19 protein-coding genes and 1 pseudogene are annotated in these 20228 nt (G+C 63.0%); 19 read left to right on the top strand and 1 reads right to left on the bottom strand.

What is annotated here, in order from left to right; genetic code table 11:
• Nucleotides 1-47 precede the first annotated feature (47 nt).
• Nucleotides 48-1001, bottom strand: coding sequence for a glutathione synthase (gene gshB, locus PverR02_RS29615; RefSeq protein ID WP_017844998.1), 954 nt, complete (start codon nucleotides 999-1001; stop codon nucleotides 48-50).
• Nucleotides 1002-1240: 239 nt separating this feature from the next.
• On the opposite strand from gshB, the gene pilG reads away from it, so the two are divergent.
• The 19 genes and pseudogenes from pilG (at nucleotide 1241) to madL (ending at nucleotide 20228) form a co-directional block, all read left to right on the top strand.
• Nucleotides 1241-1648 carry a twitching motility response regulator PilG gene (gene pilG, locus PverR02_RS29610; RefSeq protein ID WP_010564379.1) on the top strand — a complete coding sequence of 136 codons (408 nt, stop codon included), beginning with the start codon at nucleotides 1241-1243 and terminating at the stop codon, nucleotides 1646-1648.
• 46 nt (nucleotides 1649-1694) lie between these two features.
• Nucleotides 1695-2060 (top strand): twitching motility response regulator PilH, encoded by a 366-nt coding sequence (gene pilH / locus PverR02_RS29605; protein ID WP_017844997.1) that lies wholly within the window; start codon nucleotides 1695-1697, stop codon nucleotides 2058-2060.
• Between the two features lie 12 nt (nucleotides 2061-2072).
• Entirely contained in the window at nucleotides 2073-2597 is a 525-nt protein-coding gene (locus PverR02_RS29600; RefSeq protein ID WP_046381763.1) for a chemotaxis protein CheW, read from the top strand.
• On the top strand, nucleotides 2594-4645 hold the full coding sequence (locus PverR02_RS29595; RefSeq protein WP_079444869.1) for a methyl-accepting chemotaxis protein: 2052 nt from the start codon (nucleotides 2594-2596) through the stop codon (nucleotides 4643-4645). The genes PverR02_RS29600 and PverR02_RS29595 overlap by 4 nt, the downstream gene beginning before the upstream one ends.
• A 79-nt stretch (nucleotides 4646-4724) precedes the next feature.
• Entirely contained in the window at nucleotides 4725-10544 is a 5820-nt protein-coding gene (locus PverR02_RS29590; protein ID WP_079444868.1) for an Hpt domain-containing protein, read from the top strand.
• Nucleotides 10537-10992: a chemotaxis protein CheW gene (locus tag PverR02_RS29585; protein ID WP_017844993.1), complete on the top strand. Its 456-nt coding sequence runs from the start codon at nucleotides 10537-10539 to the stop codon at nucleotides 10990-10992. The genes PverR02_RS29590 and PverR02_RS29585 overlap by 8 nt, the downstream gene beginning before the upstream one ends.
• A 382-nt stretch (nucleotides 10993-11374) precedes the next feature.
• Nucleotides 11375-11758: a polymorphic toxin type 44 domain-containing protein gene (locus tag PverR02_RS29580; protein WP_079444867.1), complete on the top strand. Its 384-nt coding sequence runs from the start codon at nucleotides 11375-11377 to the stop codon at nucleotides 11756-11758.
• A complete protein-coding gene (locus tag PverR02_RS29575; protein WP_046381766.1) occupies nucleotides 11736-12155 on the top strand; it encodes a hypothetical protein in 420 nt (139 codons plus the stop codon). Before PverR02_RS29580 ends, PverR02_RS29575 begins: the two co-directional genes overlap by 23 nt.
• Nucleotides 12156-12211: 56 nt before the next feature.
• A pseudogene (locus PverR02_RS33215) lies at nucleotides 12212-12313 on the top strand (DUF6124 family protein); the annotation flags it as partial.
• Between the two features lie 499 nt (nucleotides 12314-12812).
• Nucleotides 12813-13253 carry a group II truncated hemoglobin gene (locus PverR02_RS29570; protein WP_017844991.1) on the top strand — a complete coding sequence of 147 codons (441 nt, stop codon included), beginning with the start codon at nucleotides 12813-12815 and terminating at the stop codon, nucleotides 13251-13253.
• Nucleotides 13254-13296: 43 nt separating this feature from the next.
• Complete coding sequence (locus PverR02_RS29565; protein ID WP_079445049.1) at nucleotides 13297-13677, top strand: rhodanese-like domain-containing protein; 381 nt, start codon at nucleotides 13297-13299, stop codon at nucleotides 13675-13677.
• A gap of 164 nt (nucleotides 13678-13841) precedes the next feature.
• Entirely contained in the window at nucleotides 13842-15512 is a 1671-nt protein-coding gene (mdcA, locus tag PverR02_RS29560) for a malonate decarboxylase subunit alpha (protein WP_046381767.1), read from the top strand.
• Nucleotides 15513-16361 carry a triphosphoribosyl-dephospho-CoA synthase gene (locus PverR02_RS29555; protein WP_079444866.1) on the top strand — a complete coding sequence of 283 codons (849 nt, stop codon included), beginning with the start codon at nucleotides 15513-15515 and terminating at the stop codon, nucleotides 16359-16361.
• Complete coding sequence (locus tag PverR02_RS29550) at nucleotides 16361-16660, top strand: malonate decarboxylase subunit delta (RefSeq protein ID WP_046381769.1); 300 nt, start codon at nucleotides 16361-16363, stop codon at nucleotides 16658-16660. Before PverR02_RS29555 ends, PverR02_RS29550 begins: the two co-directional genes overlap by 1 nt.
• Nucleotides 16653-17495, top strand: a complete 843-nt coding sequence (locus PverR02_RS29545; RefSeq protein WP_046381770.1) for a biotin-independent malonate decarboxylase subunit beta — start codon at nucleotides 16653-16655, stop codon at nucleotides 17493-17495. Before PverR02_RS29550 ends, PverR02_RS29545 begins: the two co-directional genes overlap by 8 nt.
• Entirely contained in the window at nucleotides 17492-18262 is a 771-nt protein-coding gene (mdcE, locus tag PverR02_RS29540; protein ID WP_079444865.1) for a biotin-independent malonate decarboxylase subunit gamma, read from the top strand. Before PverR02_RS29545 ends, mdcE begins: the two co-directional genes overlap by 4 nt.
• Nucleotides 18256-18852, top strand: a complete 597-nt coding sequence (locus PverR02_RS29535; protein WP_079444864.1) for a malonate decarboxylase holo-ACP synthase — start codon at nucleotides 18256-18258, stop codon at nucleotides 18850-18852. Before mdcE ends, PverR02_RS29535 begins: the two co-directional genes overlap by 7 nt.
• On the top strand, nucleotides 18849-19748 hold the full coding sequence (gene mdcH, locus PverR02_RS29530; RefSeq protein WP_079444863.1) for a malonate decarboxylase subunit epsilon: 900 nt from the start codon (nucleotides 18849-18851) through the stop codon (nucleotides 19746-19748). The genes PverR02_RS29535 and mdcH overlap by 4 nt, the downstream gene beginning before the upstream one ends.
• Nucleotides 19749-19814: 66 nt before the next feature.
• On the top strand, nucleotides 19815-20228 hold the full coding sequence (gene madL, locus PverR02_RS29525) for a malonate transporter subunit MadL (protein WP_017844982.1): 414 nt from the start codon (nucleotides 19815-19817) through the stop codon (nucleotides 20226-20228).

The following is a 20228-nucleotide window of genomic DNA, read 5'->3' as shown; positions in this document are numbered from 1 at the left end:
GGTGGCGCATGATAACGCAATGTTGGCGGGTGTCCGGCTGTTCTATGTCACTTGGCTTGTAGCTTGCGCTCAATCGCGGCCATCAGCATTTCGCCGATGTTCGTGCCAAATGCATTGTCGATCTCGCGAATACAGGTCGGGCTGGTGACGTTGATTTCGGTGAGGTGTTCACCAATTACGTCGAGGCCTACGAACAGCAAACCTTTTTCCCGCAGGGTCGGGCCGACCTGGGAAGCAATCCAGCGGTCCTTGTCCGACAAAGGCCGGGCTTCGCCACGACCGCCGGCCGCCAGGTTGCCGCGGGTCTCGCCGGCTGCCGGGATGCGCGCCAGGCAATAATCCACCGGTTCGCCGTCGATCATCAGGATGCGCTTGTCGCCGTCCTTGATCGCCGGCAGATAAGCCTGGCCCATGATCTGCTGGGTGCCCAGGGCGGTCAGGGTTTCGAGGATCACCGACAGGTTCGGGTCGCCAGCGCGGTGGCGGAAGATCGAGGTGCCGCCCATGCCGTCCAGCGGTTTGAGGATCACATCGCCGTGCTTGGCGGCGAATTCGCGCAGCACATCGGCGCGGCGGCTGACCACGGTCGGCGGCGTGCAGTGCGGGAACAGCGTGGCGAACAGCTTCTCATTGCAGTCGCGCAGGCTCTGCGGCTTGTTGACGATCAGCACGCCGGCGCGCTCGGCCTGCTCCAGCAGGTAGGTGGAGTAGACGAATTCCATGTCGAACGGCGGGTCCTTGCGCATCAGGATCACGTCCAGGTCGCTCAGGGGGCTGTCGATTTCGTCTTGCAGCTCGAACCACTTTTCAGGGTTGGCGAACACCTCAAGCGGACGCATCCGCGCACGCGCCTCGCCGTCGCCCTGGTAAAGGTCGCGCTGTTCCATATAGAACAGGCTCCAGCCGCGGGCCTGGGCGGCCAGGAGCATGGCCAGCGAGCTGTCCTTTTTATAGGAAATGCTGGCGATAGGGTCCATGACAATGCCGACGCGAACGCTCATGGGGGATTTCCTCTAGCAAATTAGGGCGCATAAAAGTGGCGTCAGAGTGGCGCTGCGACTGTTGTGGGTCAAGGAAAAACCACCTGGCGGGTCGCTCGATAGATTGCTCCACGAGACTGTGCTAAAAAGACTGCCACGGCGCAGCAGCCCCTGAATTCCAAGGCTTGTGACGCTCATCCTGGGCAGTATCAGGCCGTACACACCGAAAATCGATTCGCTGTGGCGATGGTAGAGCAGATATGGAACAGCATTCCAACGCCTTGAGAGTGATGGTGATCGACGATTCGAAAACGATCCGCCGCACCGCCGAAACCCTGTTGAAGAACGTGGGCTGCGATGTCATCACGGCCATCGATGGTTTCGATGCCCTGGCCCGGATTGTGGATCATCACCCGCACATTATCTTTGTCGACATCATGATGCCGCGCCTGGATGGCTATCAGACGTGCGCCCTGGTGAAGAACAACCCGGCGTTCAAGTCGATCCCGGTGATCATGCTGTCTTCCAAGGACGGCCTGTTCGACAAGGCCAAGGGGCGTATCGTCGGTGTCGATCAGTTTTTGACCAAGCCTTTCAGCAAGGAAGAACTGCTGGGCGCGATCAAGGCCTACGTGCCGGGTTTCGCCGCAGTAGAACAAGCACACTGACGCAACCTCACAAGGGCGTGCGTCTTCCAATGTAGTGGGGAAAACCATGGCACGTGTTCTGATCGTCGACGATTCGCCGACCGAAATGTACAAACTGACCGGCATGCTGGAAAAGCACGGTCATCAGGTCTTGAAAGCGGAAAACGGTGCCGACGGCGTGGCCCTGGCCCGCCAGGAAAAGCCCGACGCGGTCTTGATGGACATCGTGATGCCGGGCCTCAATGGCTTCCAGGCCACCCGCCAGCTGTCCAAGGAGCGGGAAACCAATGGCATCCCGATCATCATCATCACCACCAAGGACCAGGAAACCGACAAAATCTGGGGCGCGCGCCAGGGCGCCAAGGATTACCTGACCAAGCCGGTGGACGAAGCCACGCTGATCGCCACCCTGAACAAGGTCTTGGCCCGCTGACGGCACGCCATCATGACCGAGTCGCTAACCGCCTTCGAGCTGCTGCTGGACATCGACCGCCGCTGTCGCCTGCTGGCCGCTGACCTGCCGTCCCAGGAAACCCGCCTGCAAGGCTGGAGCGGGATCGGCTTTCGCGTGGGCGAACAGTGGTTTGTCGCGCCCATGCGCGAAGTCGCCGAAGTGCTGCATGAGCCGCGCTGCACTTTAATGCCTGGGGTCAAGACCTGGATCAGAGGAGTCGCTAACCTGCGTGGGCGCCTGCTGCCGGTGATGGATCTCGGCGGGTTCCTCGGCCATGCGCTGTCCAAGGCAGACAAGCAGCGGCGGGTATTGGTCGTGGAATACCAGGACATATTTATCGGGCTGCTGGTGGACGAGGTGGTGGGTATGCAGCATTTCGCACAAGACGCCTTGTTGCCCAGCGCCACCCCCGGCGTGCCCTTTATCAGTGGCCGGTTCGACGCTGATCAGCAGTGGCAGGTCTTCAGCCCCTTCGCTCTGGCCCAGGCCCCTGGCTTCATGGATGTTGCCGCATGACCACCGCTACCACGCCCAAACCCCAGGCAGGCTCACGCAGCCGCTCGCAGATCATCGTGCTGTTTATTGCGCTGATCGTGTTCATCATGTTGCTGTTCGCCAACTTCGCGTACCTCAACACCCAGTCCACCTACGACAAGCAGTACATCGGCCACGCCGGCGAGTTGCGGGTGCTGTCCCAGCGTATCGCCAAGAACGCCACCGAAGCCGCCGCCGGCAAGGCCGCGGCGTTCAAGTTGCTGGCGGAGGCGCGCAATGACTTTGCCCGGCGCTGGGGTTACCTGAAAAAGGGCGACCCGGACACCGGCCTGCCCGCCGCGCCCAGTGCGGTACGTGCAGAGATGCGGGCGGTGCAGACCGATTGGGAAGCGCTGCTGAAAAACACCGACGCGATCCTCGCCAGCGAACAGACCGTGCTGTCGTTGCATCAAGTTGCCGCGACCCTGGCCGAAACCGTGCCGCAACTGCAGATGGAATCGGAAAAGGTCGTGGATATTCTGCTGCAACGCGGCGCCCCGGCCAGCCAGGTGGCCTTGGCCCAGCGCCAGTCGCTGCTGGCCGAGCGGATCCTGGGGGCGGTCAACACCGTGCTGGCCGGTGACGAAACCGCCGCGCAGGCCGCCGATGCCTTTGGCCGCGATGCCAACCGCTTCGGCCAGGTGCTCACCGGCATGCTCCAGGGCAACCCCGGGCTGCGCATCACCCAGGTCGAGGACCACGACGCACGGGCGCGCCTGGCGGAAATCGCCGAGCTGTTCGAGTTTGTCTCCGGCTCCGTGGACGAGATCCTCGAAACCTCGCCGCAACTGTTCCAGGTCCGGGCCTCGGCGAGCAATATTTTCAACCTCTCGCAAACCCTGCTCGATGAAGCCTCGCACCTGGCCACCGGCTTTGAAAACCTCGCCAGCGGGCGCAGTTTCGACACGATCGGCGGCTATGTGCTGGGCTTGCTGGCGCTGGCCTCGATCATCCTGATCGGCCTGGTGATGGTCCGCGCCACCAACCAGCAACTGCGGGAAACCGCCGAGAAGAACGAGCGCAACCAGAACGCGATCATGCGCCTGCTGGATGAAATCGAAGACCTGGCCGACGGCGACCTCACCGTGACGGCCTCGGTGACTGAAGACTTCACCGGCACCATCGCCGACTCCATCAACTATTCCGTGGACCAACTGCGCGACCTTGTCGCTACCATCAACCTCACCGCCGGCCAGGTCGCCGGCGCGGTGCAGGACACTCAGGCCACCGCCATGCACCTGGCGCAGGCCTCGGAGCATCAGGCCCAGCAGATCGCCGAGGCCTCCACCGCGATCAAGCAGATGGCCCAGTCGATCGATCAGGTGTCGGCGAACGCGGCTGAATCCTCGGCGGTGGCCGAGCGCTCGGTGGAAATCGCCAACAAGGGCAATGAAGTGGTACACAACACCATCCACGGCATGGACAACATTCGCGAGCAGATCCAGGACACCGCCAAGCGCATCAAGCGCCTGGGCGAGTCGTCCCAGGAGATCGGCGACATTGTCAGCCTGATCGATGACATCGCCGACCAGACCAACATCCTTGCGCTCAACGCCGCGATCCAGGCAAGCATGGCCGGGGATGCCGGGCGCGGCTTCGCGGTGGTTGCCGATGAAGTGCAACGCCTGGCCGAGCGCTCCTCGGCGGCCACGCGGCAGATCGAAACCCTGGTGCGGGCGATCCAGGCCGACACCAACGAAGCCGTCATCTCGATGGAACAGACCACTACCGAAGTGGTGCGCGGCGCACGGCTGGCCCAGGACGCCGGGGTGGCGCTGGAAGAGATCGAAGGCGTGTCGAAAACCCTGGCGGCGCTGATCCAGAGTATTTCCAACGCGGCGCAGCAACAGACGTCGTCGGCGGGGCAGATCTCGCTGACCATGAACGTCATCCAGCAGATCACCAGCCAGACCTCATCGGGCTCGACCGCCACCGCCGAGAGCATCGGCAACCTGGCGAAAATGGCCAGCCAGTTGCGCCGCTCAGTATCGGGCTTCACCCTCCCGGCTGCTAAGCAGGCTGATGATTGAAATGCAATCCAAATGTGGGAGGGAGCTTGCTCTTTGTTTCAAGAACACCAGCAACTCATGAATTCTAAGCGGAGCAGTTATGGTTGATCGGCACGACTACGTGGCCCTCGAATGGGTCAAGGGCGACATTGCCGAAACCCTGAAACAGGCCCGTTCGGCGCTGGACGCGTTTGTCGAAACCACCGACAACGACACCCTCGGCGACTGCCTGGCGTGCATCCATCAAGTGCATGGCGCTTTGCAAATGGTCGAGTTCTACGGCGCGGCGCTGCTCGCCGAAGAAATCGAAGCCCTGGCTCTGGCCCTGCAGGCCGGGCGCGTCAGCCAGCGCGATGAAAGCATCCGCCTGCTACAACAAGCCCTCGGCCAATTGCCGCTGTACCTGGACCGCATCCACAGCGCGCGCCGCGACTTGCCGCTGGTGGTGTTGCCGCTGCTCAACGACCTGCGCAGTGCGCGCGGCGAAAGCCTGTTGTCCGAAACCAGCCTGTTCAGCCCGCAACTGCTGTCGATTGCGCCGTTGTCCGAAGAAACGCTGGCGCAACGTGCGCCGCCCGACCTGAACGAGCAGGTGCGCCAGTGGCACCTGCTGCTGCAACAAGCTCTGGCCGGGTTGCTGCGCGAAGATCACGGCCCGAGCAACCTGGAAGACATGGCGCGGGTCTTCGCCCGCCTCGAAGCGCTGTGCCAGGGCGCGCCGCTGTTGCCGCTGTGGCAAGTTACCTCGGCGCTGGTCGAGGGCATGTTGACCGGCGTGATCGCCAACAGCCCGGCGCTGCGCAGCCTGCTCAAGGCCAGCGACAAGCAACTCAAGCGCCTGCTAGTCCAGGGCATTGGCGGCATCAACCAGCCGGCGCCGGATGAACTGCTCAAGAGCCTGCTGTTCTACGTCGCCAAAGTCACCCGGCCAACGCCGCGCATGCAAAGCCTGAAAGAACGCTACGGCCTCGATGAAGCCTTGCCCGACAGCGCCGTGGTCGATGCCGAACGGGCGCGTCTGGCCGGGCCGGACCGCAATGCGATGGGCTCGGTGCTCGGCGCGTTGTGCGAGGAGCTGGTGCGGGTCAAGGAACGCCTCGACCTGTTCGTGCGCAGCGACCGTCAACACACCAGCGACCTCGATGCGCTGTTGGCGCCGCTGCGGCAAATCGCCGATACCCTTGCGGTGCTGGGCTTTGGCCAGCCGCGCAAAGTCATCATCGACCAGCTTGCGGTGGTGTTGAGCCTGGCCCAGGGCCAGCGCGAACCCAACGATGCGGTGCTGATGGATGTCGCTGGCGCGTTGCTCTACGTCGAAGCCACGCTGGCCGGGATGGCGGGCACGGTCGAGCCGGAAAACCGCGAAGAAAGCCGCCTGCCCACCACCGACCTGACGCAGATTCATCAGTTGGTGATCCGCGAGTCCTGCCAGTGCCTCAAGCAAGCCAAAGAGCTGGTGATCGACTGCATCGACGCCCAGTGGGAGCGCCAGCGCCTGGAGTCCCTGCCGGAGCTGTTGAGCCAGGTGCGCGGCGCCCTGGCGATGATTCCACTGCCACGCGCAGCGAGCCTGATGCGCGGTTGCACCGATTACGTCGATGAACAACTGATGATCAACGACGCAGTGCCGTCCGCAGAGCAGCTGGAGCATTTCGCCGACGTGATCAGCGGCCTGGAGTACTACCTGGAACGCATGCTCCAAGACCCCGACGCCGCTGGCGAACGGGTGCTGGAGCTGGCCACCCGGGGCCTGGCCGCGCTGGGTTACCTGCCTGCCGAAAAGCCCTGGCGCCAGGCGCTGGTGGCGCCGGATGGTGCGCTGTCGAGCGAGAGCACGCCGAGCCAGTCCCAGTTCGACGCGCTGGCCAATCCCGCTTCGCGCTTGAACCCGCCCGCCCTGCAACGCCCCGGCAGCCTGCTGCCGCCGCCGGCCGGTGAAGAGCCGATCGACGACGAACTGCGTGAAGTGTTCCTCGAAGAGACCGCCGAAGTCCTCGAGGTGCTGCACCACCATCTACCGAGCGGCGTCGATAAAACCGCCCTCGGCGAAATGCGCCGAGCCTTCCACACCCTCAAAGGCAGCGGCCGCATGGTGCGGGCCCTGGTGCTGGCGGAACTGGCCTGGGCCGTCGAGAACCTGCTCAACCGCGTGCTGGAGCGCAGCGTGGCCGCCGGCCCCGAGGTGCAACAGGTGCTGGATGAAGCAGTGGCCCTGCTGCCGGAACTGATCGCCGACTTCGCCGCCGGTGCCCAGCGCCAGCGGGACGCGGTCGACGCCCTGGCCGCGCGCGCCCACGCGTTGGCCAGCGGCACTGCCGTGGCGGCTGCCGAACCCCATGACCCGATGCTGCTGGAGATCTTCCGCAACGAAGTCCAGAGCCACCTCGACAGCCTCAACCATTTCCTGCGTCAGGCCGCCGAGCATGTGCCGCTGCAAGTCAGCGATGAGCTGCAACGCGCCTTGCACACCCTCAAAGGCAGCGCTTACATGGCCGGCGTGCTGCCAATCGCCGAACTGGCGCGCCCGCTCGATCACCTGACCCGCGAGTACAAGGCCCACCGCCTGCCGTTGGACCTGGATGAAGTGGAACTGCTGCTGGAGGCCGAGGGCCTGTTCCAACGGGGTTTGCGCCAGTTGAACGGCGACCCGCTGATGCCGATCCAAGGGGCCGCCGACCTGATCGGTCGCACCCAAAGCCTGCTCGATCAGCAGCTTCAAGCCCAGCTCGAAGCGCCGAGCACCGGGCTGCGGATCAAGCGTGATCCGCAGTTGATCAACAACTTCCTGGCCCAGGGCATGGACATCCTGCTCGACGCCGAAAGCCTGCTGCGCCGCTGGCAACAACACCCCGGCGAACGCCAGGAACTGACTGCGCTGCTGGATGAATTGACTACCCTGGGGCAGGGCGCGCACCTCGCCGACCTGCACGCCATCGACGAACTGTGCGAAGCCCTGCTCGACCTTTACGGCGCCGTGGAAGAAAGCAGCCTGGCGGTCAGCGAGCGGTTTTTCCAGGAGGCCGAACAGGCCCACGAAGCGCTGATCAACATGCTCGACGAACTGGCCGCCGGTCAGGAAATCAGCCCGGCCCCGACGCGCATGCAAGCCTTGCGCGAGCTGCTGGATGGCGCCCTCGATCCGTCCGCCACCGGCCTGATCAAAAGCGACGGCAGCCGTGCGCTGAGCATCTCCGAACTGGGCGCCGCGACGGCCCGGCTGGATCGGCACGCGGTGGTAGATGATGAGATCGTCGAGATCTTCCTCGAAGAAGCCGTGGATATCCTCGACAGCGCCGGGCAATCCCTCAAGCGCTGGTTGCTGGAACCCGAGGGCGTAGCGCCGTTGACCTCGTTGCAGCGCGATATGCACACCCTCAAGGGCGGCGCGCGCATGGCCGAGATCGGGCCGGTCGGCGACCTTGCCTACGAGCTGGAAGGCCTTTACGAAGGCCTGGCGGACCGCCGCTACAGCTATTCCGGCGAGCTGTCCCAGGTACTGATGTCCAGTCATGAGCACTTGGCGTTGCAGTTGGACCAGTTGCAAGAGCATCAGGCGCTGAGCGATTCCAGTGAGTTGATCGCCAAAGTCCGGGCGTTGCGCCACAGCGGTTCGCCCACGGCGCCGGTCGCGGCCGCGCATACCTTGGGCATCGACCCTGAATTGCTGGATATCTTCCTCGAAGAAGCTGCCGACATTCTCGACAGCTCGGGCGCGGCGTTGCTGCGCTGGCAGGCTGAGCCCCATAACCGCCAGGAAGTCGAAACCCTGCTGCGCGACCTGCACACCCTCAAGGGCGGTGCGCGCATGGTCGAGATCGGCCCGATCGGCGACTTGGCCCATGAGCTGGAGTTTCTCTACGAAGGCTTGTCCTCCGGTTTGCTCGTGGCGTCTTCTGAGTTGTTCGCCTTGCTGCAAGGTTGTCACGACCGCCTGGCGCAGATGATCGATGCGGTGGCGGCGGGCTTGCCGGTGGGCTCGGTGGACAAACTCATCGAGCGCATCAAGAGCCTGGTCCACCCCAGCGATGAGCCGGTGGCGGCGGTGGCGTTGGTGACGGGCAAGGCCGAAGCGGCTGTCGAACCGACGGCCGACATGGTGAAAATCTCCGCCGACCTGCTGGACGACCTAGTCAACCTGGCCGGTGAAACCTCGATCTTCCGTGGCCGAATCGAACAGCAGGTCAACGACGCGCAGGTTGCCCTCAACGAAGTGGAAACCACCCTCGAGCGCATGCGCGACCAACTGCGTCGGCTCGACAGCGAAACCCAGGGCCGCCTCTTCAGCCGTCAGCAGGCCGAAGCCGAGCGCTTGGACTATGACGAATTCGACCCGCTGGAAATGGACCGTCATTCACAGTTGCAGCAACTGTCCCGGGCGTTGTTCGAGTCTGCCTCCGACTTGCTCGACCTCAAGGAAACCCTCGAACGCCGCAACCAGGATGCCCACGACCTGTTGCAGCAACAGGCGCGCATCAACACCGAATTGCAAGAAGGCCTGATGCGAACGCGCATGGTGCCCTTTGAACGCATGCTGCCACGCCTCAAGCGCATCGTGCGCCAGGTCGCGCAGGAGTTGGGCAAGGACGTGGAATTCGTGGTCGGCAATGCCGAGGGCGAGATGGACCGCAACGTGCTGGAGCGCATGGTCGCGCCGCTGGAACATATGCTGCGCAACGCCGTCGATCACGGCCTGGAGTCCCGCGAGGCGCGGCTGCTGGCCGGCAAGCCCGAGAAGGGCCGCGTCACCCTGGACCTGACCCACGAAGGCGGCGATATCGTCTTTGACCTGCGCGACGACGGTGCCGGCGTGTCTCTGGATGCGGTACGGCGCAAGGCGATCAAGCGCGGCCTGCTCGCCGCTGATCAAGAGATCAGCGACCATGACGTGTTGCAGTTCATCCTGCAGCCGGGGTTCTCCACCGCGGAAAAGATCACCCAGATTTCCGGGCGTGGCGTGGGCATGGACGTGGTGCATGAAGAAGTGCGCCAGCTTGGCGGCTCGATGTTTATCGATTCGATACCGGGGGCGGGCGTGCATTTTCGTATTCGCCTGCCGTTCACCGTGTCGGTCAACCGTGCGCTGATGGTGCAGTGTGCGGACGATCAATACGCGATGCCGCTCAACACCATCGAAGGCCTGGTGCGCGTGTTGCCCCATGAGCTGGAAGGGCACTATCAACTGGACCCGCCGCGTTATGAATACGCTGGCCAGCGCTATGAGCTGTTTTACCTCGGCGACCTGTTGCACACGGTCGCCCGCCCGAAACTGCTGGGCCAGTACCAACCGTTGCCCGTGCTGTTGGTGCAGTACAACGAACGGCACGTGGCGGTGCAGGTGGACAGCATGGCGGGGAGCCGGGAAATCGTGGTCAAGGGCCTGGGGCCGCAGTTTGCCGGGGTGAAGGGGCTCTCCGGGGCGACCATTCTCGGCGATGGCCGTGTGGTCTTGATCATCGACCTGCTCGCCCACATCCGCGCCCGGCAACCGGCCTTGCCGGCCCAGGTGGTGGACGTCCCGCTGCTGCTCAACGCGCCGCTGAAAAAGCGCCCGTTGCTGGTGCTGGTGGTGGACGACTCGGTCACCGTGCGCAAAGTCACCAGCCGCCTGCTCGAGCGCAACGGCATGAACGTCCTCACCGCCAAGGACGGCATCGACGCCATGGCCGTGCTGGAAGAACACACCCCGGACCTGATGCTGCTGGACATCGAAATGCCGCGCATGGACGGTTTCGAAGTGGCCATCCAGGTGCGCAACGACCCACGGCTGATGCGCTTGCCGATCATCATGATCACCTCCCGCACCGGCCAGAAACACCGCGACCGCGCCATGGCCATCGGCGTCAACGACTACCTCGGCAAGCCGTATCAGGAGTCGGTGCTGCTGGAAAGCATCGCCTATTGGAGCAAGTCCCATGCTTGACCACCGCACCAGCCAACTCACCGGCCTGCTCCTGCCCCTGGCCGACCGCCACCTGGTGCTGCCCAATGTCGCCATCGCTGAACTGATCGACTTCCAGCGCGGCGAACCGGCCAGCGACGCACCGCCCTGGTACCTGCGGCAAGTGACCTGGCGCGACCGGCAATTGCCGCTGATCAGCTTCGAAGCGGCCTGCGGTGAAGCCAGTGTGACCGGCGAGCGCTCGCGCATCGTCGTGCTGAACGCCCTGGGCGGGCGGCCGTCATTGAAGTTCATTGCGATGGTGATCCAGGGGATTCCCCGCTCGTACAAACTCGATAGCCAGTTGAGCTACGTGGATGTGCCGCTGTGCCCGCTGGAACTGGCGGCGGTGCAGGTGGGGGAGCATGTGGCAAAAGTGCCGGATTTGATGGGGTTAGAAGCCCTGCTGGTTGAATCCGGCCTGGCCTGAACATAAGCCTTGCGATGATCCCGATGTGGGAGGGGGCTTGCTCCCACACAGGTTGGCGTTGAGCGCACTGATGTCAGAATTGAATGTTGTTTATGTAGGCAAGTTCTTTGCCTGGATTGGACAGGTTTTCCGGCCTGAATGGGACTCCCTTTTGGGGACCGCTATTTAAAAGACACCACCGAACAAATGTGGGAGGGGGCTTGCCCCCGGTGGCGGTGTGTCAGTCTCAGTATCTGTAACTGAGCCACTGCCATCGGGGGCGAGCCTCTGTCGGAATGGGATGTTGTTTATGTAGGCAATTTCTTTACTTTGATTGGGCAGGTTTTCTGGCCTGAGTGGGATGCTAATTTCAGCACCCCTCACTGCCAACAAGGACCGGCACATGGCCGTACCGTTAATGCCGCCTGGTGTTTCACTTCTAGAAAATATGGCAATAGCCAAATGCAAGCGTGTTCATCTCCAGTCAGGCTCGGCGTTCGCCTACTCCTGGTTTTATTCTCAGGTCAGAGCTGCCGGGCCATGGAACTACAAGAAGCGAGGGCGCCAATACGAGGCTTTTGGTAACTTCAATTACGGTGCAACTGGTACGGTGTTGGGCATTCCTGAGCACGTGTTGCTGCGCGCCGCTGGTGTTGCTCAGACCATCGCAAAAACCACCCATCCGGATTTTGGATCATGGTGGGGAGGTGATCCTTTTGGTGATGACCCGCGAGATCAATATTGGATAAGGAGAGGTATTGAGTATGCGATTTCTCAAGGCCACTGAAGGCTTCATACCGATCCTGCGTAACTGCCTGTTAGTGGTCTGCCTGATTTATATCGCGGGCAGTTGGGTCATGTCGCCCGGGACACCGGATCTGGATGAGGTGGTGTTGAAACATTCCTTGGGCAACGGCACCTCAATCTACGGCGCGCGGGATGGGCAGGGTGGTGCGACGGTGGGCTTTTCCTACAGGTACTACGTTCATAAGGACCTGGGGAGTGATCAGGAAATACTCACAGGGTTGGTGTCGGCTCATCCATTTCTGAAAACCAAAGAACCCGATGTGCAAGTAAGTGAGCATGAGGGCGTGCTTCGGTTGGATATTCAGGGGGGCGTGTATGAGTACAACAGCTACGCCCTCGAAGGTCTTGGCGCGGTCAAGGTGGTGATGGAGTTGTGATGAGTCAGCGTTCGGATTCTTCCTGCAATATTTTGCGCCCTGCATGAACGTGTCGCTCGCAGCGCGCAATCATGCTCGGAATCCAGCAAATGGCGGCTTTGGGGCAGTTGCTGGTCGACAGAGCGCGGGATCAAGTCAGCCCTTCTCCAGCATCTTGAAACGTTCCCAAACAGCGACTGATCACTCCCTTTTGGGGACCGCTATTTAAAAGACATCACCGAACAAATGTGGGAGGGGGCTTGCCCCCGATGGCGGTGTGTCAGTCTCAGTATCTGTAACTGAGCCACTGCCATCGGGGGCGAGCCCCCTCCCACACAGGTTAGCGCTCGTCTTCAGAGCTCAATCAATCCGCTGCTCCCAATGCTCGGCCTGCCACAAGTCGTAGGCGCTCGCCCGCACCCTGACTGCCAACCACTGCCGTCATAGCCGATTGGCAGAAGATGTGACTGCCAACGCATCTGCCATCTTCGTGCTCGAATAGTTAAGTATTTGTTATCAATCAATAAAAAACACATTTCCGCTCTTGGCATGGCGCGTGCTAACTGCCTGGTCATGGCCCGTTGCGATAAACGACGGCGGCGTTATCTGCCAATGGCAGTGCTGTGTGACGCATGTGCTTGCGGGCGGGATAAAGTTCCAACATTGAGTGCTGACGATATGACTGAACTATTGAGTACCGTGCATAAGAACAACACCAGTACTTATCTCCAGTTAGGGGGAGAGGCGGGTATCCATAAACTGGTCGACCGCTTTTACGAATTGATGGAGGTGCTGTGCGAGGCGCGAAGAGTGCGCCAGATGCACCCGCCGAGTCTTGCCGGCAGCGCCGACAGTCTATTCAAGTTCCTGAGTGGCTGGCTTGGCGGCCCGCCACTGTTTCAACAGGAACGTGGCCACCCGCGTTTGCGCATGCGACATGCGCCCTTTGCAGTCAGTATTGTCGAGCGCGACGAATGGATGCTGTGCATGCGTCAGGCAATCAACGAGCAGGTGGATGACGCAGTCCTGAATGCGAAGCTGCAACGTATGTTTTCCGAAATGGCCGACCACATGATTAATACCGATGGCAGCCGCGCAGGTGTTGCGGCGCCGCTTTGAACGTCGGCTAACTCTCCCAACTGGACGCTTCCCAAATACCATGATTAAAACTGCCCACGATCTTGTAGTAGACGCTAAAGCCCGTATCGAAGAAGTTGCCATCGAAGACGTTGACCTGGCTATCCAGAATGCGGATGTACTTATTGATGTACGTGAAGCCGACGAGTATGCCGCAGGTCATATCTTGGGCGCTGTGCATGCCTCGCGCGGAATGCTGGAATTTAAACTGTCCAACGATATCGCACTCAGTTCGCCGGACCTTAAGGTCGTGCTGTACTGCAAAACAGGTGGTCGTGCAGCACTCGCGGCTGTATCGCTGCTTGATATGGGCTACCTGCACGTAACATCGATCACCGGAGGGTTCGACGCATGGGTGAGTGCGCAAAAGCCGACGGTGGTTCCGCATTTACCTCGCTTCGAGTAGCGCCGTGGGCTGCTTTGGGGGGCACGTTGCTCCCCATTAGGCTTGACCCCGTGTCTGTCGTCGATTCATTACTCCAGCCGTAACGATCCGCCGCCCAGCTTGATTGATGCCCCTCTGAATCACTCCTAAGGTACAGCCCACGACAGCAAACCCGTGGAGCGACCATGACAACAATAATTACCCCCGACTCGCGCTGGACGCGGCGGCGCGACGAGAAGCAGCGGCGGCTCGGGCTGGTCAAGCAGTATGCGGATGGGGCCGTGCTGCCCAGCGACAAAATCGTCGAGGCCCTCGAAGCCCTGATCCTCCCCGGCGACCGCGTGGTGCTGGAGGGCAATAACCAGAAGCAGGCGGATTTCCTCTCGCGCTCCCTGGCCAAGGCTGACCCGGCCAAGCTCCACGATTTGCACATGATCATGCCCAGTGTCGGCCGGTCCGAGCACCTGGACCTGTTTGAAAAGGGCATCGCGCGCAAGCTCGACTTCTCTTTCGCCGGCACCCAATCCCTGCGCATCAGCCAGTTGCTGGAAGACGGCCTGCTGGAAATCGGCGCGATCCACACCTACATCGAACTCTATGCCCGGCTGGTGGTGGACCTGATCCCCAATGTGGTGCTCTCGGCCGGTTTCATGGCCGACCGCGCCGGTAATATCTACACCGGCGCGAGTACCGAAGACACCCCGGCGCTGATCGAGCCGGCAGCGTTCAGCGATGGCATTGTCATCGTGCAGGTCAATCAGTTGGTGGATGACGTCACCGACTTGCCCCGCGTCGACATCCCGGCCAGCTGGGTCGACTTCGTGGTGGTGGCCGACAAGCCGTTCTACATCGAACCGCTGTTCACCCGTGACCCGCGCCACATCAAGCCGGTGCATGTGCTGATGGCGATGATGGCGATCCGCGGCATCTACGAAAAACACAACGTGCAGTCGCTCAACCACGGCATCGGCTTCAATACCGCCGCCATCGAATTGATCCTGCCCACCTACGGCGAATCCCTGGGCCTTAAGGGCAAGATCTGCCGCAATTGGACCCTCAACCCACACCCCACGCTGATCCCCGCCATCGAAAGCGGCTGGGTCGAAAGCGTGCATTGCTTTGGCACTGAACTGGGCATGGAACACTACATCGCCGCCCGCCCGGATGTGTTCTTCACCGGCCGCGACGGTTCCATGCGCTCCAACCGCATGTTCTGCCAACTGGCCGGCCAATACGCGGTGGACCTGTTTATCGGTGCCACCCTGCAAGTGGACGGCGACGGGCATTCCTCCACGGTCACCCGCGGGCGCCTCGCCGGTTTCGGCGGCGCGCCGAACATGGGCCACGACCCGCGCGGGCGCCGCCATGGCACCCCGGCCTGGCTCGACATGCGTCACGAGGATGCTCCCGAAGCACTCTTGGAGCGCGGCAAAAAGCTCGTGGTGCAAATGGTCGAGACGTTCCAGGAAGGCGGCAAACCGACCTTCGTCAACACCCTCGACGCGGTGGAGGTGGCGCGCAAAAGCGGCATGCCCCTGGCGCCGATCATGATCTACGGTGACGACGTCACCCACTTGCTCACCGAAGAAGGCATCGCCTACCTGTACAAGGCGCGCTCCCTGGAAGAGCGCCAGGCGATGATTGCCGCCGTCGCCGGGGTGACCGCCATCGGCATGCGCCACAACCCCAAGGACACCGCGCGCATGCGCCGTGAGGGCCTGATCGCCTGGCCCGAAGACCTCGGCATCCGCCGCACCGACGCCACCCGCGAGTTGTTGGCCGCCAAGAGCGTGGCCGACCTGGTGGAGTGGTCCGGCGGTTTGTACAACCCTCCCGCCAAGTTCAGGAGCTGGTAAATGCGCGCCCTCAAACTGCAGCCACTCAGCGTTGCCGAACGCCTGGCGGACCTGGCCGTCGACGCCCTGATCGACGAAGCCGACCTGTCGCCCAAACCGGCCCTGGTGGACCGTCGTGGCAACGGCGCCCACCGCGATTTGCACCTGGGCCTGATGCACGCCTCGGCGCTGTCGCTGTGGCCGATGTTCCTGGCAATGGCCGAAGCCGCCCGCGACATCGGTGAAGTCGGCTTGCCCCTGCGCGAGGCCCTCGGTCGCATCGGTCGTGAGGGTGAACAGGCGATGCTCGTCACCACCCTCGGCGTGAACACCCATCGCGGTGCGATCTGGGCCCTCGGCTTACTCACTGCGGCTGCGGCACTGGAACCCCAATCCCTTCACCCGAATGCCGTAACCCTGACAGCGGCAAAACTGGCCCTGCTCGACGATCGCCATGCCCCGCAACCCATGAGCCATGGCGCGCAGGTGGCGCAACGCTACGGCGCACGCGGTGCCCGTGAGGAAGCCCAACTGGGTTTCCCCTCGGTGTTGCAACGCGGCCTGCCGCAACTGCACAAAAGCCGCCAGCAACAGGCCGGTGAACAGAACGCGCGCCTGGATGCGTTGCTCGCGATCATGACCGCCCTGGCCGACACCTGCGTGCTCTACCGCGCCGGCACTGCGGGCCTGCACGCCATGCAACACGGCGCCCAAGCGGTGCTCGACGCAGGCGGCAGCGCGACCCTGGCCGGTCGCCGCCATTTGCACGAACTCGACCAACAGCTGTTGGCCCTGAATGCCTCCCCCGGCGGCGCCGCCGACCTGTTGGCCGCCTGCCTGTTTATCGACCGCCTCGATGGAGCGTTTTGATGGAAACCTTATCTTTTGAATTTCCCGCCGGGCAGCCGCCCAAAGGTCGCGCGCTGGTGGGGTGTGTCGGTTCGGGCGACCTCGAAGTGCTGCTGGAACCGGGCACGCCCGGCATCCTGAGCATTCAGGTACAGACCTCGGTGAATGGCGCCGAACAGCGTTGGCAGCACCTGTTTGAGCGGATCTTCCAGGAGCACACGCCGCCCGCGTTGAACATTGATATCCACGACTTCGGTGCCACGCCCGGCGTGGTGCGCCTGCGCCTGGAACAAGGCTTCGAGGAGATCGGCCATGACTGACTTGCTCAGCAAACACAGCTTCGTCGAACTGGGCGCACGGCAGCGGGCCAAGGCCTTGTTGGACGCAGGTTCTTACCGTGAACTGATCGACCCGTTCGAACGGGTCATGTCGCCCTGGCTCAGCCGTCAGGGCGTGGTGCCCCAGGCCGACGACGGTGTGGTGATCGCCAAAGGCAACATCGCTGGCAAGCCGGTGGTGATCGCCGCGATCGAAGGCAACTTTCAGGGCGGCAGCCTCGGTGAGGTCGGCGGCGCAAAAATCGCCGGCGCCCTTGAACTGGCGGCCGAAGACAACCGCAACGGCATCCCGACCCGCGCCGTGCTGCTGTTGGAAACCGGTGGCGTGCGCCTGCAGGAAGCCAACCTGGGTCTGGCGGCGATTGCCGATATCCACGCCGCGATTGTCGATCTGCGCCAGTATCAGCCGGTGATCGGCGTGGTGGCGGGCAGCGTCGGTTGCTTTGGCGGGATGTCCATCGCCGCCGGGCTGTGCAGCTATCTGCTGGTGACCCGCGAAGCGCGCCTGGGCTTGAACGGTCCGCAGGTGATCGAGCAGGAAGCCGGCCTGGATGAATACGATTCCCGCGACCGGCCCTTTATCTGGAGCCTGACCGGCGGCGAACAACGCTTCAACAGCGGCTTGGCCGACCGTTACGTGGCGGATGATGTCGCGCAGATTCAGCAGACCGTCAGCGCATTATTGCAGCTCGGCTTGCCCGCTCAACAACGCAGTCGCCGCGCCGACTTCTATCTGGCGCGCCTGGCTGAACTGGACGCCGAACCGCAAATCGACCCGGCGACGGTTCGCGATCTGTATCAGGGAGAACGCTCATGAGAGGCTTGCAGTGGTTCAACGCGTTGAGTGCCGGCGCCCAACCCGTGGAAGGGTTGCCGGACTCGCTGAAAGTCGCCGATGGCGTATTGGGTGAACACAAGGTGCGCTTTATCGCCGTGGTCCCCGACGCGCAAAACCGCTTCCCCCGCGCACGCAATGGCGAAGTCGGCCTGCTCGAAGGCTGGAGGTTGGCCAAAGCCGTGGATGAAGCCATTGCGACCGGCGACCAGCGCCCATTGATCGCCATCGTCGATGTGCCGAGCCAGGCCTATGGCCGTCGCGAAGAAGCCCTCGGCATCCATCAAGCCCTGGCCGCCGCGGTCGACAGCTACGCTCGCGCCCGTCTGGCCGGGCACCCGGTGATCGGGTTGTTGGTGGGCAAGGCCATGTCTGGCGCGTTCCTCGCCCACGGTTACCAGGCCAACCGCCTGATCGCCCTGCGCGACCCCGGCGTGATGGTTCACGCCATGGGCAAGGCCTCGGCGGCGCGGGTGACCCTGCGCAGCGTCGAAGAGCTCGAAGCCCTGGCCGCCAGTGTGCCGCCGATGGCCTATGACATCGACAGTTATGCCAGCCTCGGTTTGCTCTGGGAGACCCTGTCGGTCAGCCAGATTGAACAGCCGACGAAGGACGATGTGGCGCGGGTCAGCGACTGCCTGGTCAATGCGATCAAGGATGTCGATGGCCGCGATTTGAGCGGTCGCCTGGGTGCGCCCCATCGCGCCGCCTCCAGCCATGTGCGCCAACTGCTGCGGGCGCAATGGTGAACGCCCACGACCTGCTCTGGGGCATGACCCCGGCGCATGTGCCTGCCGATGCGCCGGCCTGGGTGCTGGAGGCGCTCGGTGCCGGGCAGCCGGTGGTGGTCCGCCGCGCCATTGCGCAACCGGGCCAGGTGGCGGTCGGCGTGCGCGGGCGTTTGCGCGAGCAGCGTTTCGCCGCGCAGATGCCGCTGGCGCTGGTGCGGCGGCGCGTGACGCCGCAAGCCCTGCGCGAGGTGACATCGCCACGGGATTTGCCGGCATTGCGGGCGCTGGCTCAACTGCGGCCGCTGCTGGCGCAGAAGGATTGGGGCGTCAGCGGCAGTGCGGGTTTTGAATTGGCCACGGGCATCGAAGCGCTGCATGACGCCAGCGATCTGGATTTGATCCTGCGCACCCCCAAGCCGCTGGAGCGACGCGACGCCGGGGACTTGCTGGCGATCCTGGACACGGCGGTCTGCGCCGTGGACCTGCAACTGCAAACCCCGTTTGGCGCCGTCGCCTTGCGCGAATGGGCCGGCTCGTCACGTCGCGTATTACTCAAAACCGCCAGCGGCGCGCACCTGGTCATCGATCCCTGGCAGGCGCTGATATGAGCAGCCTGCTGGTGTTTCCGGGGCAGGGTGCGCAACGCCCTGGCATGCTTCGGCATTTGCCCGCGTCGGTGCTGGACGAAGCCAGCGAGGCCTTGGCTGAAGACGTTCGCCAACTCGACTCTGCGCGGGCCTTGGCCAGTACCCGCGCTGTGCAGTTGTGCCTGTTGATTGCGGGTGTGGCCCATGCGCGCCTGTTGGCGCGCACGCCGGACTATGTGGCGGGTTTGTCCATCGGCGCTTACCCGGCGGCGGTGATTGCCGGTGCCCTGGGCTTTGCCGACGCCGTCCGGCTGGTCAGCCTGCGTGGCGAACTGATGCAGCAGGCTTATCCACAGGGCTACGGCATGACCGCCCTGATCGGCCCGGATTTATCCACTGTCGAAACCCTGCTGGCCGACATCCATAGTCCCGAAACCCCGGTGTACCTGGCCAATATCAACGCCGACAACCAGACGGTGATCGCCGGCAGCGATGAAGCGATGCAGCGTGTCGCCCAGCGCGTCAAAGGCAACGGCATCGCCAAGCGCCTGGCCGTCAGCGTGCCGTCCCATTGCGCGCTGCTGGAGCGCCCGGCCCAGGTGCTGGCTGAAGCGTTCGTCACGCTCAAGGCACCGCGCATCAGCTACTTGAGCAGTACCCGGGCGCGGCCGATCCGCGACCCTGCGCAATTGCGCGACGACCTGGCCTTCAACATGTGCCGCGTCGTCGACTGGCGCGGCACCGTGCAAAGCGCCTATGAGCGCGGCGTGCGCCTGCAGATCGAACTGCCCCCCGGCGCCGTTCTCACCGGCTTGTCACGCCGCGTGTTCGAACACGGCACGGTGATCGCCTGCGAAGGTGCGCGCCTGGACACCTTGCAGGCCCTGCTGGAAGAGGAGGAGCGCCGCCACCGATAAAGCACCACCCAAGGCTTTCGAAGCACAACAACAAAAAATCGATCGAGCACTTTGAGGACAACAACAATGATTATTTACGGTGTGGCATTGCTGGCGATCTGCACGCTCGCGGGCGTGATCATGGGCGACATGCTTGGCGTGTTGCTTGGCGTCAAATCCAACGTGGGCGGGGTGGGCATCGCGATGATCCTGCTGATCTGCGCACGGCTGTGGATGCACAAACGCGGCGGTATGACCAAGGATTGCGAAATGGGCGTCGGCTTCTGGGGCGCGATGTACATCCCTGTGGTGGTGGCGATGGCCGCGCAACAAAATGTGGTCACCGCTCTGCACGGCGGCCCCGTCGCGGTACTCGCGGCGATTGGTTCGGTGGTGGTGTGTGGTTGCACCATCGCGTTGATCAGCCGCACGCACAAGGGCGAACCGCTGCCCGATGAAGAACCGCTGATCACACCGACACCTGTCGTAGGAGGCCGCTGA

The organism is Pseudomonas veronii (assembly GCF_002028325.1).
GTDB lineage: Bacteria > Pseudomonadota > Gammaproteobacteria > Pseudomonadales > Pseudomonadaceae > Aquipseudomonas > Aquipseudomonas veronii.
The sequence above is the reverse complement of the archived record's forward strand: the minus strand, read 5'-3'. Positions and strand labels throughout refer to the sequence as shown.

Coding starts and splice junctions, on each gene's coding strand:
- mdcE (WP_079444865.1), top strand. CDS start 17,492: ATGAGAGGCTTGCAGTGGTTCAACGCGTTGAGTGCCGGCGCCCAACCC.
- PverR02_RS29600 (WP_046381763.1), top strand. CDS start 2,073: ATGACCGAGTCGCTAACCGCCTTCGAGCTGCTGCTGGACATCGACCGC.
- PverR02_RS29550 (WP_046381769.1), top strand. CDS start 16,361: ATGGAAACCTTATCTTTTGAATTTCCCGCCGGGCAGCCGCCCAAAGGT.
- PverR02_RS29595 (WP_079444869.1), top strand. CDS start 2,594: ATGACCACCGCTACCACGCCCAAACCCCAGGCAGGCTCACGCAGCCGC.
- madL (WP_017844982.1), top strand. CDS start 19,815: ATGATTATTTACGGTGTGGCATTGCTGGCGATCTGCACGCTCGCGGGC.
- pilG (WP_010564379.1), top strand. CDS start 1,241: ATGGAACAGCATTCCAACGCCTTGAGAGTGATGGTGATCGACGATTCG.
- PverR02_RS29580 (WP_079444867.1), top strand. CDS start 11,375: ATGGCCGTACCGTTAATGCCGCCTGGTGTTTCACTTCTAGAAAATATG.
- PverR02_RS29570 (WP_017844991.1), top strand. CDS start 12,813: ATGACTGAACTATTGAGTACCGTGCATAAGAACAACACCAGTACTTAT.
- gshB (WP_017844998.1), bottom strand. CDS start 1,001: ATGAGCGTTCGCGTCGGCATTGTCATGGACCCTATCGCCAGCATTTCC.
- PverR02_RS29590 (WP_079444868.1), top strand. CDS start 4,725: ATGGTTGATCGGCACGACTACGTGGCCCTCGAATGGGTCAAGGGCGAC.
- mdcH (WP_079444863.1), top strand. CDS start 18,849: ATGAGCAGCCTGCTGGTGTTTCCGGGGCAGGGTGCGCAACGCCCTGGC.
- PverR02_RS29555 (WP_079444866.1), top strand. CDS start 15,513: ATGCGCGCCCTCAAACTGCAGCCACTCAGCGTTGCCGAACGCCTGGCG.
- mdcA (WP_046381767.1), top strand. CDS start 13,842: ATGACAACAATAATTACCCCCGACTCGCGCTGGACGCGGCGGCGCGAC.
- PverR02_RS29585 (WP_017844993.1), top strand. CDS start 10,537: ATGCTTGACCACCGCACCAGCCAACTCACCGGCCTGCTCCTGCCCCTG.
- PverR02_RS29575 (WP_046381766.1), top strand. CDS start 11,736: ATGCGATTTCTCAAGGCCACTGAAGGCTTCATACCGATCCTGCGTAAC.
- PverR02_RS29545 (WP_046381770.1), top strand. CDS start 16,653: ATGACTGACTTGCTCAGCAAACACAGCTTCGTCGAACTGGGCGCACGG.
- pilH (WP_017844997.1), top strand. CDS start 1,695: ATGGCACGTGTTCTGATCGTCGACGATTCGCCGACCGAAATGTACAAA.
- PverR02_RS29535 (WP_079444864.1), top strand. CDS start 18,256: ATGGTGAACGCCCACGACCTGCTCTGGGGCATGACCCCGGCGCATGTG.